General features: G+C 46.4%; 9 protein-coding genes. 6 read left to right on the top strand and 3 right to left on the bottom strand.

Going from position 1 to position 15,247, the window contains the following annotated elements; all coding sequences use genetic code 11:
* Positions 1–2,707: FG-GAP-like repeat-containing protein (locus ACFS25_RS12690; protein WP_381501041.1), on the bottom strand; the 2,707-nt coding region annotated here is incomplete at its 3' end.
* A 428-nt stretch (positions 2,708–3,135) separates the two neighbouring features.
* On the opposite strand from ACFS25_RS12690, the gene ACFS25_RS12685 reads away from it, so the two are divergent.
* The 5 genes from ACFS25_RS12685 (at position 3,136) to ACFS25_RS12665 (ending at position 12,515) form a co-directional block, all read left to right on the top strand.
* The gene (locus tag ACFS25_RS12685; protein ID WP_381501038.1) at positions 3,136–6,423 is read left to right on the top strand and encodes a SusC/RagA family TonB-linked outer membrane protein; all 3,288 of its coding nucleotides are present in this window, start codon (positions 3,136–3,138) and stop codon (positions 6,421–6,423) included.
* Positions 6,424–6,507: 84 nt separating this feature from the next.
* Positions 6,508–8,256 carry a RagB/SusD family nutrient uptake outer membrane protein gene (locus tag ACFS25_RS12680; RefSeq protein ID WP_381501035.1) on the top strand — a complete coding sequence of 583 codons (1,749 nt, stop codon included), beginning with the start codon at positions 6,508–6,510 and terminating at the stop codon, positions 8,254–8,256.
* A 114-nt stretch (positions 8,257–8,370) separates the two neighbouring features.
* On the top strand, positions 8,371–8,622 hold the full coding sequence (locus ACFS25_RS12675; RefSeq protein WP_381501032.1) for a hypothetical protein: 252 nt from the start codon (positions 8,371–8,373) through the stop codon (positions 8,620–8,622).
* Positions 8,623–8,769: 147 nt separating this feature from the next.
* Complete coding sequence (locus tag ACFS25_RS12670) at positions 8,770–9,975, top strand: AGE family epimerase/isomerase (RefSeq protein ID WP_381501027.1); 1,206 nt, start codon at positions 8,770–8,772, stop codon at positions 9,973–9,975.
* Positions 9,976–10,082: 107 nt separating this feature from the next.
* The gene (locus ACFS25_RS12665) at positions 10,083–12,515 is read left to right on the top strand and encodes an endonuclease MutS2 (RefSeq protein ID WP_381501023.1); all 2,433 of its coding nucleotides are present in this window, start codon (positions 10,083–10,085) and stop codon (positions 12,513–12,515) included.
* A 117-nt stretch (positions 12,516–12,632) separates the two neighbouring features.
* Here the strand turns inward: ACFS25_RS12665 and aqpZ are convergent, their stop codons facing one another.
* Positions 12,633–13,373 carry an aquaporin Z gene (gene aqpZ, locus ACFS25_RS12660; protein WP_381501020.1) on the bottom strand — a complete coding sequence of 247 codons (741 nt, stop codon included), beginning with the start codon at positions 13,371–13,373 and terminating at the stop codon, positions 12,633–12,635.
* A gap of 299 nt (positions 13,374–13,672) precedes the next feature.
* On the opposite strand from aqpZ, the gene ACFS25_RS12655 reads away from it, so the two are divergent.
* On the top strand, positions 13,673–14,449 hold the full coding sequence (locus ACFS25_RS12655) for a peptidase associated/transthyretin-like domain-containing protein (protein WP_381501018.1): 777 nt from the start codon (positions 13,673–13,675) through the stop codon (positions 14,447–14,449).
* Between the two features lie 51 nt (positions 14,450–14,500).
* Here the strand turns inward: ACFS25_RS12655 and ACFS25_RS12650 are convergent, their stop codons facing one another.
* A complete protein-coding gene (locus ACFS25_RS12650; RefSeq protein ID WP_381501016.1) occupies positions 14,501–15,244 on the bottom strand; it encodes a response regulator in 744 nt (247 codons plus the stop codon).
* Between the last annotated feature and the right edge of the window lie 3 nt (positions 15,245–15,247).

The following is a 15,247-nucleotide window of genomic DNA, read 5'->3' as shown; positions in this document are numbered from 1 at the left end:
GCATGCGGGCATTGCGGCCCAGGTTACCGGCTAGGTAATCGATATCGCCGTCGCGGTCGAAATCACCGGCGACCAGCGAGTTCCACCAGCCTTTTTGTGCTTCCAGCCCGGTGGTGGTTTTGCTTAGCTTGCCCCGTTGGTTTTTCAGCAGTGTTAGGGGCATGAATTCGCCTGCCAGCATCAGATCAGGCCAACCATCGTTGTCGGGGTCTGTCCACAGGGCATCACACACCAACCCGATATTTTGCAGAGCTGGCGCCACGGCCTTCGTGACGTCAGTAAATCGAAGCGGACCGGCTTTGGACGAGCCCTCATTGCGTAATATAAAACTCGATACGGGTTTTGGGTAATGATCGGGTTCAACACGGCCACCGATAAACAGATCCAGATCGCCATCCCGGTCGAAATCGGCCGCTTTCACGCATGATTTACTCACCCTATTTTGGGGAAGCGCCTGGAGACTTAAGATGAATGTCCCTTTTCCATTCGGCCCGTCGTTCAAATAAAGCCGGTCCTGAAAGGCGGGGGTGTTTGCCTGTCCCTCGGTACCTCCGCTGGCAACGTACAAGTCCAGATCGCCATCGCCGTCGGCATCGAACAGGAGTGTGCCCATATCTTCCTCAATCTTACGGCCAGGCCCTGTTTCGGTAGGCAGCCAGTCTTTATCGACAAATGAGCCAGTGACTGTTTGAATGAGAAAGTGTCCTTTGTTAGCCCTTGAGCCACCAATAAACAAGTCATCTAAGCCATCACCGTTTACATCTCCAACGGATAGGCTGGGTCCGTACTGCGAAAACTTATGCGGCAATAACTTCTGGGTGTTGAAATCGATATATTCCGGTTCCTGATGCTGGTATACCACCTTCAGTGAATCGGTTACTTCGGTAAAAAGGCTGGCGGGTTGTTTAGCCGGGAGGGCGAGGGGGTCATGGGCGTTGCGAATATCCGCCACTAATACCTGATTGGGTTTCACATTACGCAACGTCTGCTGCCGGGCGGCTTGGGTGCCGTTGGCGGGCCAGATGATACGAACTTCGCTGATTGTAGTAACGGCACCCAACCCAAAATGGGCTACCGGTTCAACCGTCGAGAGATAACCCCGATATGGACTGTGTTCATACACCTGCTGCTGGTCATTGAGTTTCCCGTAGTGTAATTCGACAATGGTCCCGAGCCCCATTCGATTCAGCGCTGGACCGGCGAACTTCACCCGCAGGTAATTAGCCTTCTCCGGTTTACGCTCGATGAGGTTGTTGCGGTAGACAAAAGCGGAATCATTGATGTTGTTAACCACATAATCGAGGTCACCATCGTTGTCGAGGTCACCGTAGGCCGCACCATTTGAGAAAGAGGGGGTGTTGATACCCCATTTGCTGCTCACGTCTGAAAACGTCAGATCACCATTATTATGGAACGCGTAGTTGTTAATCTTGACAACCGGAATTTGAGCCAGTTTATGTTCTTTAGTAGCGATTTGAGAGTTCTCGGTTAGAAACGTCATAAAGTCGCGATCAGTAACGTCCTTTGGAAAGCCATTGGTGATGAGTAGATCGCGATAGCTGTCATTGTCAAAATCGGCGGCCATTGGTGCCCAACTCCAGTCGGTTTCAGCGACATCAGCCAATAAGCTGATTTCGCTAAAAGCAGGTATGGTTGAGTTAGGCCGTAGTCCCTGGTTCAGTTGCAGGGTATTCCGAGTGACCTGGTAGTTATATTTATACTCGTCGTTGTAAAGATACGTCTGGTAATTGTTAGCGCCCAGCATCGTCTTTTTGCGGTAATTATCGCGAGGCATCATATCCATCGCTACAATATCGACTAAACCATCATTGTTAATGTCGGTCACATCATTGCCCATTGCTGCACTACTTGTGTGTTTGAAGTACTCAGCAGCCCGATCCGTAAAGGTGCCATCGTGATTGTTGATATATAGCAGATCGTCGGAGAGATAATCATTGGTCACATATATATCCTTCCAGCCATCCCGGTTTATATCTGTTATATTCATGCCAAGTCCATAACCCTCATGCACAATACCCGCCTGTTTAGAAACATTTGTAAAAAAAGGATGTCCCACTTCCTTGTTAAAGTCATTGCGAAATAACAAGTCAGTATTCAGGGAAGAACCATCATTCACTTTAGTATGATATACATTAGGGGATTCGTCAATGCGGTCAGTAAGTAAATAGAGGTCCAGATCACCGTCATTATCGTAGTCAAAGAAAGCTGCCGTAGTCGTGTAACTGTCATCCGCAATACCATATTCGTGGGCCATTTCCCGGAAAATTGGCGTCCCATTGCGCAGACCTTGGTTTACATAAAGCAGGTTCTCGCGTCGTTTATCGGATTTAGTCAGTGTGACACTTACGTAAATATCCAGCCAGCCGTCATTGTTGATGTCAACCACGGTAGCTCCTGAACACCATTTGCCTCCCCCATCAACACCTGCAGGTTTACTAACATCAATAAATGTAAAATTTCCTTTGTTTAAGTAAAGCCGATTCGCGACTTGATTTCCCGTAAAGAAGACATCAGGTAAACCATCTTTATTGAAATCACCCAGGGCCACTCCGCCACCGTTGTAAAAATACTCAACATCCAGAATACTCATCGAATCATTATTGGTGATCCGGTTCGCAAATGTAATCCCGGTTTTTTCGGCTGGTAACAGGGTAAAGAGTTGGTTCGAAGTAGACTCGCAGGCCATTGTAACCCAGCCAAGCAAAACAAATAAAGCAAAAGATAAACACCGGTGAATCATGGACAACGCTTGTAAATAAATGGCGAAAATACACAAAATAGCTACTATTATTCAATTTCCTGTTTTATATTATTCATAGATGTTAATCGATTTAACGTAAGGAGTGGCCACTAGACCATTTATTATGGAATCACATAGGAATCATAATAGAGCAATGAAAAATTTAATGCCGCTTTAAAGTATATTTACTTAAAGGCAAACTGAAATAAACTGCTGATAATAAGCATATTGAAATGATACATTTCAATATTTATAGATTTCTTTACATTATAAGGTCATCTTTGAGTTGAAAAACAACAATATAAACTTTGAAAAATGAAGTTAACCAGCTAATATTGATTCGTTTTTAACAATTTTTAACCAACCTAATCTTCATGAGAGCATCGTTCTACAGATTTCTGCAGACCGCTTTTCTGGGTACAGTACTACTACTGTGGAGCATAAGTGCTTCTGCTCAGGACCGTCGTTTGACGGGTAAAGTTACTGGCGCTGACGGCCCTATTCCTGGCGCTAACGTTGTACTAAAAGGTACCCAAACGGGAACCTCTACCGATGCAAACGGGGACTATAGCCTTAATATCCGAGGTGCGAATCCAGTATTAATTATCTCGGCCATTGGTTTCAAAAACCAAGAAGTGACAGTGGGCAACCGCACTGCTGTTAACTTGACACTCGAAGACGACGCCACCGCCCTAAGCGAGGTAGTCGTAACAGGGTATTCTACTGAAAATCGCCGGGATGTAACCGGAGCCGTTTCGACGGTAAAACCCCAGCAATTAAAAGTGGTTCCATCAGCTAACGTTGAGCAACAGTTGCAGGGTCGCGTAGCCGGGGTAACGGTTATCACGAATGGACAACCTGGTACCAGTAGCCAGGTTCGGGTTCGCGGCTTTGGGTCTTTTGGGGGTAATCAGCCACTTTACGTTGTGGATGGCGTGCCAACGCAATCGATTGCGTTTTTGGCACCAGATGATATTGAAAGCACGACCGTACTTAAAGATGCAGCGTCTGCCTCTATTTATGGTGCGCGGGCTGCGGCTGGCGTAATTGTGTTGACTACCAAAAAAGGACAGCGCCGGGCACAGAAATTAAGCATTAGTTACGACGGTTTATTTGGCGCTACAGATCCAGGCAACGGGCAAAAAATCCTGAATCCACAGGAACAAGCCGACTGGACGTGGCAGGCCCGTAAGAATGATCTTTATCAGGCGGGCACTCCTGTTGGTCCAGACAGTTTCACAGGAATTGCCAGTGGTCAATATGGTTCGGGACAGACACCTGTTTTGCCAGATTATCTACTTGTTGGTACCCGGACTGGTGTTATCGGTTCCATAGATCTGGCGGCTGAAAAGCTCAAGTACAATACTAACTCCGCCAATGGAGCCGTATACAATGTTATTGCAGCAAATAAGGAAGGCACTAACTGGTATAAAGAGCTTACTCGGGTAGCCCCAATGATGCGTCATACAATAGGCTTTTCAGGTGGTACAGAGTCCAGCCGTTACTATGTTAGTTTGAGTTATCAAAACCAGCCGGGTGTTGTGCTTAACAACAAATATTCGCGCTATACACTCCGGTCTAACACCGAGTTTGATATTTCGAAGAAACTACGATTTGGCGAAAACTTCCAGGTTGCTTACATAAATCAACCAGGTGTATTAGGAAGCATCGGTAGCGCCTTAGGAAACAGCACGAATAACAACTCAAGCTCGTCGTCAGATGAAAACGACGTGTTAGTGGCCTTTCGTCAGTCGCCAATCATTCCGGTATACAATGTATTTGGTGGATATGCGGGTACATCGGCAGCGGGTTTTAACAATCCCAGCAATCCAGTGGCTAACCGGCAGTCAGTGGCCAATAATGTTAACTACAGCATCTATGGTTTTGGTAATGCTTACTTAGAGTATGACGTCATCCCTGACCTGACCCTAAGAAGCAGCATTGGTGGTAATTATTTTCTTAATTACAACAATAGCTACGGTCGGGTACAGTACGAAAACTCCGAAAATAACACAACTTACACATATAGTGAAGGCGCCAATACAGGTTTAGCGTGGACGTTCACAAACACGGCAACGTATAAGCACAAATTTGGTCTTCATGATATTAATGTCTTAGGTGGTATTGAAGCGCTAAATACAGGTAGTGGCCGGGGTGTTAGCGGTTCCGGGATCAATCCGTTCACAACGGATCCTAACTATGTAACAATCAGTACAACTACACCTGGAGCGACGCGCCAGACAGGTAGCTATTATGGCAAAGGCAATAACTTCTACTCGTTGTTTGCGCAGGCTAAATACATATACAACGATAAGTATATTCTAACGGGCGTTGTTCGTCGTGATGGCTCCTCACAATTTGCGGCTAGTCAGCGTTATGGCGTTTTCCCAGCTGTCTCGGCTGCTTGGCGTCTTTCATCGGAAGAATTCATGAAGAATATTCCATGGGTGTCGGACTTAAAAGTTCGGGGCGGCTACGGTGTAATGGGTAACTCCAATTACCTGAACGCTACAAACCAATTCTCGCTATTTGCCTCCAATGCAGGTAACGGCTATGATATCAATGGAGCGAACACGTCTATTTCTCCGGGCTTCTTCCGCGGTCAGATCGGCAACTCCAGTGCCAAGTGGGAAAGTAGTTATACATCCAACATTGGTGTAGATGGGACCTTCTTCAATAACAAGTTGGAAGTTAGTCTTGATTTCTGGCGGAAAGATACCAAGGACTTGCTGTTCCAACTCCCCCTTGCAGGTGTAGTTGGAACGCGTGCCAGCGCGCCTTTCACCAACGTTGCCAGTATGCGTAACCAGGGGATCGACATTACCTTAATCACCCATGGCAATATTGCTAGTGGCTTGAGTTATGAAGTTACCGCCATTGGTAGTTTTCTGCAAAACACCATTACAGCTCTTGCACCGGGTGTACCATATGTGCAGGCTGGTGGAACACGTTTGAGCACCAGCGTTGTGCGTAATGCACCGGGCCAATCGCTGTCTTCTTTCTATGGTTACAAAGTTATTGGCCTGTTTAACAGTAAAGAAGAAGTATCTGCTGCACCAACACAGGATGGAGCCGCCCCTGGCCGTTTCCGCTATCAGGATACAGATGGCGACGGCAAAATTACTGATGCCGACCGTCAGTACCTTGGTAGCCCAATTCCTAAATTTACGGGTAGCGTGACGTTAGGATTGAAGTATAAAGGCTTCGACCTCAATACGCAATTGTACGTTTCGTTAGGAGGTAAAATCTTTAATAACTCTAAGTGGTTTACGGACTTCTATCCGTCCTTTACGGGAGCAGCTGTCAGTGCCAGAGTGAAAGATTCCTGGTTACCAACGCACACCAATACGAGCATTCCAATTTTCGAAAGTGCGTCTAATTTCAGTACAAACACACAAGCCAACTCCTACTACGTAGAAAATGGCTCGTATGGCCGGATGCAGTATCTGAACCTGGGCTACACGTTTCCATCGGTTATGCTGAACCGAATTAACTTAAGCCGGTTGAGAATCTCGGCTTCGGCAAACAATTTGTTTACTATCACCAAATACGTTGGCTTAGACCCTGCGGTTGGTGGATCAGCTGACTCTAACTTTGGGATTGACATTGGCAACTATCCGATTACCCGGAGTTACAACGTTGGTTTAAGCTTTGGCTTCTAAACATATTTGAGAAAACGGCAGGGTGTTTGGTTAAACAAATTGAACATTCTGCCAATCAATCTAAATTTTCAGGTAAACTGTAACATGAAAAAATATATAACAAAGGGAACTGTAGCTACTGCGATGCTCATGCTAGCTACATTCGCCTGCAAAGAAAAATTTCTGGAAATACCAGCAACTGGTCAGTTGGCCGCTAATCTGCTCACGTCGAAGGCCGGCTTTGATGGGTTACTTCTCGGAACTTACGCTCAATTGAACGCCAGAGGTTTTAGTCAATCGGCGAGCTCATATAACTGGGTACGGGGTAGTATTTCGGGGGGCGATGCTAACAAGGGGTCAAACTCAGGTGACTTTAATGCCCTTACCCCTTACCAGACTTATGGAATACTACCTAGTAGTGGTGAAGTAACCGCGAAGTGGAATGCTATGTATGAAGGCGTAAGCCGGGCCAATATAGTACTTCGAGCAATGCCCACAGCAGGAACTGATGTATTAGCTGCTGACAAAACGCGGATCTCAGCTGAAGCTCGTTTTCTGCGTGGCCACTATTATTTCGAATTGAAGAGAGCCTTCAACATGGTTCCATATGCCGATGAAACAGTGGATTATGGCACAGTGGAATCTATACCAAATACAGTAGATATCTGGTCTAAAATCGAAGCTGACTTCAAGTTCGCTTACGACAATCTGCCCGTAACGCAAGATGCTGCCGGACGTGCCAACAAGTGGGCAGCGGCTTCTTACCTAGCTAAAGTATATATGTATGAAAAGAACTATGCAGCGGCCAAAACGTTGTTTGATCTAATCATTGCCAATGGCCAGACAACCAACGGTAAAAAGTATGCTCTAGTATCTAGTTACGCTCAAGTTTTCAATGCAGCTAACGATAACAGCGAAGAGTCTATTTTTGCTACGCAGGCTGCTGCCAATACAGGTAGTTCAGATAATGCTAACCCTGATTTGGTACTGAACTTTCCGTACAACACAGGATCGAACGGCCCAGCTGGTTGCTGCGGCTTCTTTGCACCTAGTTTTGAATTAGCGAACTCATTCCGCGTTACTGCGACAGGTTTACCCCTGTTGGATGGATCATATAATTCAAGTGCTAACCAATTAAAAACTGATCAGGGGATCAACTCTGACGCTACCTTTACCCCAGATGCTGGTCCTGTTGATCCACGTCTGGACTGGTCATTAGGCCGCCGGGGAATTCCTTATCTGGATTGGGCCGTGCATCCTGGACTATCCTGGATTCGTGACCAAGGTTTTGCTGGTCCATATTCGCCTAAGAAATTCATCTTCTATAAGTCGCAGGACAAAACTCTGACTGACGGTAGTTCATGGACGGATGGATATTCGGCTATCAACTACGATATCATTCGCTTTGCTGATGTATTACTAATGGCTGCTGAAGCTGAAATTGAAGTAGGTAGTCTTGAAACAGCTCGTACATACATCAATATGATTCGGACGCGGGCCTCTAACAAGGCGGGGTTTGTTAAAAATGCCGATGGCACAAATGCTGCTCAATACATCATTAGCAACTATACAACGCCATTCGCTGATAAGGCTGCGGCCCGGACAGCGGTTCAGTTTGAGCGCAAATTAGAACTGTCAGGTGAAGGACATCGTTTCTACGACCTTGTTCGATGGGGTGTTGCAGCTCCTGTGTTAAACGCATTTCTAGCCTACGAAAGCCCAAAATTATCTGTAGGTTATGGAGGAGCTAAATTCACGGCTGGCAAAGATGAATATATGCCTATTCCGCAATCTCAAATTGACCTGCAACAGGTTAGTGGCAAGAGCGTTCTAGTTCAGAATCCTGGATATTAAAATTTGTTTACATAGCCAAAAAGCCCACCCTGCATGGCAGGGTGGGCTTTTTGGCTATGTAAACAATATGCTTTTCATATAGTTAGGAGCCTAAATAATAACTAGATAAACGTTATGAGCAAAGGAGCCACTCAACCAACCGTCCGCGACACAGCTGATGAAACAAAAAAATATGAGCTGAACGATAACCTACCTGATGAAGCCCAGGGTAAAACGTCGCGTGGTAAGCATAAGAGCAAACAGAGTACAGAAGATGAGCACGATGCTACCGGCTCTGTTGAGAACACCGACAAAGGTGGACATGGGCATTCCGGTCACAGTAGTAGCCGGAGCGGCAGCGAATCAAACAGTGAAAAGAAAGACTAAGCGGCCACAAAACAGCCGTACGTCTAATGAATAATGTCCCATCCGCGCAGCTCTGGACGGTTAATGAGTATTTAACGCTTATACCCTTCTTCAGTACTTATCATAGTCCGGGGCTGCCCGGATAGGGCATTATTCATCATCTATTTCATGGACCTCGCTCAACTCCGCGTCGAACTCCGGCAAGAACACAAGGATATTCTGGCTTATTGGCAACGCTACGCCCCCGATCCTGAGCATGGTGGTTTTTATGGCCGCGTCAATTACCAGAACCAGCCTGACCCTACCGCTGAGAAAGGTATCGTTTTGAATGCTCGTATTTTATGGACATTCTCTGCGGCCCTCCGACATACACAGCATGAAGATTACCGCGCCACCGCGGACCAGGCCTTTCAGTACATCCAGAAGCATTTTATTGACCCACAATACGGAGGAGTTTATTGGTCTGTTGATGCCAGTGGCCAGCCGAAAAACACCCTCAAGCATTTATACGGACAAGCGTTTGCGCTCTACGGGCTAAGTGAGTATGTTCATGCAACCCACTCTGCACCGGCTCTAACATTAGCAAAGGAGGTGTTTCAGAACATGGTGAAACACGCTTACGATAGCAAAAAAGGTGGTTTCGTGGAAGCTCTTGCCCGCGACTGGTCACCCGCTAAGGATTATATCATCAGCAAGTACGATAATAAGGAAATAAAGACGATGAATACGCACCTCCACATTTTGGAGGCTTTTACCTGTCTGTATCGCGTATGGCCGGATAAGTCCGTTAGCGATCAGATGCGCGGGATGCTACGTATGTTTCAGGAGTACATTATTGATCCGAAAACCTACCGCATGAATTTGTTTATGGATAACGACTGGAAAATTCGCCGGACAGCTATCTCCTACGGCCACGACATCGAAGCATCCTGGTTGCTACCAGAAGCTGCTGATGTGCTGGCGGCAAGGAACCCATCGGATAAACCATTGCAAAAGACGATCCGTGATGTTGGCCTGAAAATGGCGCGGGCTGCCGCTACCGGATTCGACCCCAATGATGGTGGCATGAACTACGAACTTGACCCCGATGGCCACCTCAACCGGGAGCGTTCGTGGTGGGTGCTGGCCGAAGCAATGGTTGGGTTTATGAACGCTTACCAGATCACGCACGAAAAACCATTTTTAGATAAGTCTGTCAAAAGCTGGGAGTTTATCAAAAAGTACTTACTAGACCTCAAAAATGGCGAGTGGTTCCTCGGCGTTACGGGTGATCACAAAGTACTCGGCAACGAGAAAATCAGTATGTGGAAATGCCCTTACCATAACAGCCGGTCCTGTCTTGAAATGCTGGAACGGTTAGATCATCTGCGCTGACACTTAACGAACCCACGGCCCTCTCCTACTGTTATCTACATACACTAGGTGAACCCCGCTCACTGATAACTTTTTTCTGCTCCGGCATTCCGGCGCTTACTGATTAAATGCTTTATCCCAATACCTTAGAAAATAAATTAGGCTTCGATACAATCCGCGAACGGCTGAAAGAAGCCTGCGTCAGTCCACTGGGGCAGGATTATGTCGAGAAGATTCGCTTTACCGATAATGTTCAACTGATTGACAAATTGCTTCGCCAGACGACGGAATTTAAGCAGATTGTTCAATATGAACCCGATTTCCCCAATAGTAACTACATTGATGTTCGGCCCCAGTTGAGCCGCGCTAGAGTTGAAGGACTTGCGTTGACCGAAGCTGAATTTTTTGATTTAAAGTTAGCTCTACGGACCATTCAGGACTGCCTTCGCTTCCTATCTAAGCGCGAGGAAGAGAACAATTTCCCCTTTCTGCGCGAACTGGCTGGTCCGGTAGGTATTGATAAAAAGCTAACTGATACCCTTGAGCGTGTTATTGACGACCGGGGTAATATTCGCGATTCGGCCTCGCCTGAGTTAGCCAATATCCGTCGGCGCATTATTGGCGAACAGGCCAACCTCCGCAAACGCCTTGACAGTATTCTGCGAAATGCCCGGCAAAATGGCTGGATTCCGGATGATCTTTCGCTGACAGTGCGTGGTGGGCGGCTTGTCATTCCAATTGCCGCCGAACACAAACGGAAGATCAAAGGTTTTGTGCATGATGAGTCACAGACGGGCCAGACGGTATTTATGGAACCGGCTGAAGTATTTGATGCTAACAACGAAATCCGCGAGTTAGAATATGCAGAACGACGCGAAATTTACCGAATTCTACTTACCCTCACCGACCAGATTCGACCGCATTTAGAGGATTTAAAAAAAGCGGTTAATTTTCTGGCTCAGATTGATTTCATTCGGGCCAAAGCTAAATTGGCGATTCAGTTGGACGCTATCATGCCTAAATTGCATGAACGGCCCTTCATAAACTGGACCAACGCCCGCCACCCATTACTCTACCTATCGTTTTCGAAACAGGGTAAGACCGTAGTGCCGTTAAATGTCCGGCTAGACGAGAAAGCCCGAATCCTGATTATCTCCGGGCCGAATGCGGGGGGTAAATCCGTTGCCCTAAAAACCATCGGCCTTATCCAATACATGCTGCAATGCGGCCTGCTTGTGCCCATGGCAGACTTCGCGGAGATGGGCGTTTTTCAGAATCTGTTTATCGATATTGGTGATGAACAATCGTTGGAAAATGACCTTAGTACCTACTCATCGCACCTGACCGCAATGAAGCAGTTTCTGATTGGAGCAAACAAACGGTCTCTCTTTTTGATCGATGAGTTTGGAACAGGAACGGAGCCAGGTTTGGGTGGTGCTATTGCCGAATCGATTCTGGAAGACCTCAACAAATCGGGGGCTTACGGCGTAGTCAATACACACTACACCAATCTGAAAGTAGTTGCCGACAAGACAGCGGGTCTAATTAACGGGGCTATGCGCTTCGACGGTGAACATCTGGAACCGCTCTATCAATTGGAAATTGGTCGACCGGGTTCTTCATTTGCCTTTGAGATTGCCCAGAAAATTGGCTTACCCAAAGACGTAATTGACCGGGCGAAAGAAAAACTTGGCAATCAGCAGGTAAACTTCGAGAAGCTATTAAAAGAGCTAGATATTGAGAAGCGTGTTTTTTCGGACAAAAACGTAGAAATAGGCATCAACCAGCGTAAACTCGCCCAGCAACTCGCAGAATACACTGCACTGAAAACCCGCTTGGATAACGAGCAGAAGAAAATCATTAATGACGCGAAACAGAAAGCTAAAGCACTAGTGCAGGAAGCTAATCAGCGCATTGAAACCACGATTCGGGAGATAAAGGAAAATAAGGCTGAACGTGAGCCAACCAAACAGGTGCGGCAGGAATTAGAACGGTTTGAGCAAAAAGAACTGAAGCCTGAAGTACTAACCATCGAAACGCCTAGAAAGTCGGAAGAGGTATTTGAGAAAGACAGTGGTGCAATCTCGATCGGCAGTTATGTTCGGATAATGGGTCAGACCATCGAATCCACGACGGCAATTGGTGAAGTATTGGCCCTTCGCGGTAAAGATGCCGAAATACGTATTGGCGATCTGAAATCGAATGTCAAGTTAAACCGGCTCGAAAAAGTTAGTAAGAAGACGTTTACAGCCGCAACCGAAGTAAGAGACGACCGGCCACGAAGCCAGGGCATAGATATAAACGAGAAGATGCAAAACTTCAGTTTTAATCTCGACATTCGGGGTAAGCGGGGCGAAGAAGCGATTGGCGAAGTTGACCGATTTTTCGATGATGCATTAATGCTTGGCTACCCTGAACTACGCATTGTTCATGGCAAAGGCGACGGCATTCTGCGAACACTAGTGCGCAATCATCTGCGTGGTTACAAGCAAGTGGGTAAGATGGAAGACGAACACGCCGACCGGGGTGGTGCGGGCGTAACGATTGTAAAAATGAAATAAATCAAGAACACAGAGGCTCAAATGATGAACCTCTGTGTTCTTATATAGTCTGGTGTTAGGGTGTCTGTTGGCTAAACAAAATTCATAATTGCTCTCTTTCCGACACGAAAAAGACGTTTACTTGATGCCAATCTCTGCTTTCAACGCCTTAATGCTGGCTTCTGTGGTATCATCAAAAACGTTCTTCCAGACTACCGCAGCCAGGATACCGCCAATAACCGGCGCAATCATAAATAACCATAATTGCTGAAATGCTTTGCCCCCCGCAAAAATGGCCGGGCCAAAACTACGGGCCGGATTGACAGACGTACCAGTGATTGGAATGGCAACTAGGTGAATGAGAACCAGCGTCAAACCAATAGCCAAACCTGACATTCCGCTGTTACTCCACTTGGCAGTCGTTTTAAAAATGATCAGGACAAACACAAATGTCAAGATGGTTTCTGTGATGAAAGCTGATGTTGTGCTATACGCGCCTAAGTAACCTGGTCCCCAGCCGTTGGAACCCAGTGCCCATTCTGCCATCATAAACCCGGGAGCGCCACTCTGGATGACATATAAAACCCCGGCGGCCAGTGTAGCACCGACGAACTGCGCGACAATATATCCGACGGCTTCGCCCGTTTTAATTTTACCCGCTACCAGCATCGCAATGGTAATAGCAGGATTGATGTGGCAACCCGAAACAGGCCCGATAGCGTAGGCCATAACGACGACGGCCAGACCGAAAGCAAACGAAATACCCAGCAATCCGATACCAGCCGGGCCAGTTGACGTAATACCGGATATACCAGCGGCTCCACAGCCAAAGAGCACTAAGCAGAAGGTGCCGAATAGTTCAGCTAAGTTCTTTTTCATAAGTAGGAATAGATTTAGTATGAAGAAATTGGTGAAAAACTTGATAGTTATTTTACTCTCTTAGACGAAAATTAACGGTCAGGTAACAGACGGGAAAAGCGAACGAGGTAAAGGAAGTAGAAGCCCCACACTATCCTTATATTGCTTTCCAGGCTGATGAATTATGTCCTTTTGCGGATGACGTTGCTCTTGACTAATTTTACAGAAGGAACTCTCGACAGAGTATAGCGGTTGATTAAGGTTTTTTAACAGGATTAAACGATTTCAACCCATATTTTTGTACAAACATTTGTCTTATTATGCCGAATAAACGCATTTTTCTTCTTTGCCTTGCCAGCCTTCTAAGTTGGTCGGGGAGTGCGTGGGCACAAGGTAAATACATTATTGGAACCGTTATTGACCAGAGCACAAAACAGGGCGTTGATCGCGCTACGGTCGTGAATCAGCGCACTCGACAACGGGCTCGCACCAATGCAACAGGACGTTTTTTCCTAACTATTCAGCCGGGTGATTCGCTAATTCTGACTAGCCAGGTTTATAACCGTACAGGTATACGTTACGACGGTTCAGATAATCCAACGATTATTGCCCGCGCTCTTCCCCCTATGCCTTACCGCGTGGTTGACCTTGCCGAAGTAACTGTAACGGGTAAACGCTATGAAGAAGTAAAACGTGAAATTCAGCAAATACTAGATGAGCCAGTAGCCTCTAAGAAAGTAACAGGAGAGCAGGCTTTTGACCGGGTGGCCGATGGCGCAGGCATAACATTACTGTACGAAATGTTTGGCAAACGGCCTAAATCGGACAGAAAAGCGTATTACATTATGCAACAGGACCGACGGCATGCGCTGGCGCTGGAGCGATTCCGACTTTTGGTGGAGCAATCGACCACGCTTAAAGCAGATGAATTAGATCGCTTCTTTGATTTCTGTGATTTGGAGGACGATTACCTGCTTAAAGCCGAGGACTACGATCTCATTAATACTATTCAGCAATTGCGCAGTCGTTATCGAAATGGTTTCAACCGACCCAGCCGGATTTCGCCCGACCCGGAGCCGATTCCGAAACAACGGTAACAGGTGTATTTGTTTGAACTTGTGGCTTTTTACGGGTATACTACCCCTCTACTATTTCGTCCGCACAACAGTGAGTTTCTTCATCAATTCCTTCCGGCTAACAGAAGGAATTTGAATAGCCGTCTTGTGATTAATTAAAAATAAGTAATTACGCTCCACCCGTTCCAGATGGTCTAGATTAATAAGCAACGATCGAGACAGACGGTAGAAGTTAGGTGCAGAGAAGTATTGAGCTAGATGGCTCAGGTTTGTGCTGATATGGTGCGGCAAGTCTTTTTTAACCATGAAAATCTTCACATACGAACCATCAGCCTGTAGATACAGTACATCCTTCAAATCAATTTTTTCGTGGCCTTTATCGATAGGCAAATACAGGGGGCCGGATACGTACGAACCAACAGCACTTTTCAGGTTTGACTGAAAATAATAATAAGCTAATTCTATCTGTAGTTTTAATTCGTCGTGTCGAAAAGGTTTGAGTAAATAGGCAGCAGGCAAAGTTTCTTTAGCCGATTGAAATGTTTGAACGTCTGAATTTGCCGTCAGGTAAATAATCGGCATTCGATTATGAGCCAGCAGTTCTCTAGCCGTAGCAATGCCATCCGCAGTGGACTCTTCTCCCAGATAAATGTCGATTAGTGCTAGATCGGGCGGCTGACTTTTAACGGACTTTAAGGCTTGCTCAAACGTACGGGCAATGGCCGTGACTTGGTGCCCAGCTTCTTGCAGCGTTTCACGAAGGTCCATTGCCGTAATAGTTTCGTCTTCTACAATCAGAATCTTTAATGAGTCCATCCG

The sequence above is a fragment of the Spirosoma flavum genome (assembly GCF_042686045.1).
GTDB classification, from domain to species: domain Bacteria; phylum Bacteroidota; class Bacteroidia; order Cytophagales; family Spirosomataceae; genus Spirosoma; species Spirosoma flavum.
The sequence above is the reverse complement of the archived record's forward strand: the minus strand, read 5'-3'. Positions and strand labels throughout refer to the sequence as shown.

Excerpts from the sequence above, each read along its gene's own strand:
- ACFS25_RS12685 (WP_381501038.1), top strand. The coding sequence starts at position 3,136 with ATGAGAGCATCGTTCTACAGATTTCTGCAGACCGCTTTTCTGGGTACA.
- ACFS25_RS12680 (WP_381501035.1), top strand. The coding sequence starts at position 6,508 with ATGAAAAAATATATAACAAAGGGAACTGTAGCTACTGCGATGCTCATG.
- ACFS25_RS12675 (WP_381501032.1), top strand. The coding sequence starts at position 8,371 with ATGAGCAAAGGAGCCACTCAACCAACCGTCCGCGACACAGCTGATGAA.
- ACFS25_RS12670 (WP_381501027.1), top strand. The coding sequence starts at position 8,770 with ATGGACCTCGCTCAACTCCGCGTCGAACTCCGGCAAGAACACAAGGAT.
- ACFS25_RS12665 (WP_381501023.1), top strand. The coding sequence starts at position 10,083 with ATGCTTTATCCCAATACCTTAGAAAATAAATTAGGCTTCGATACAATC.
- aqpZ (WP_381501020.1), bottom strand. The coding sequence starts at position 13,373 with ATGAAAAAGAACTTAGCTGAACTATTCGGCACCTTCTGCTTAGTGCTC.
- ACFS25_RS12655 (WP_381501018.1), top strand. The coding sequence starts at position 13,673 with ATGCCGAATAAACGCATTTTTCTTCTTTGCCTTGCCAGCCTTCTAAGT.
- ACFS25_RS12650 (WP_381501016.1), bottom strand. The coding sequence starts at position 15,244 with ATGGACTCATTAAAGATTCTGATTGTAGAAGACGAAACTATTACGGCA.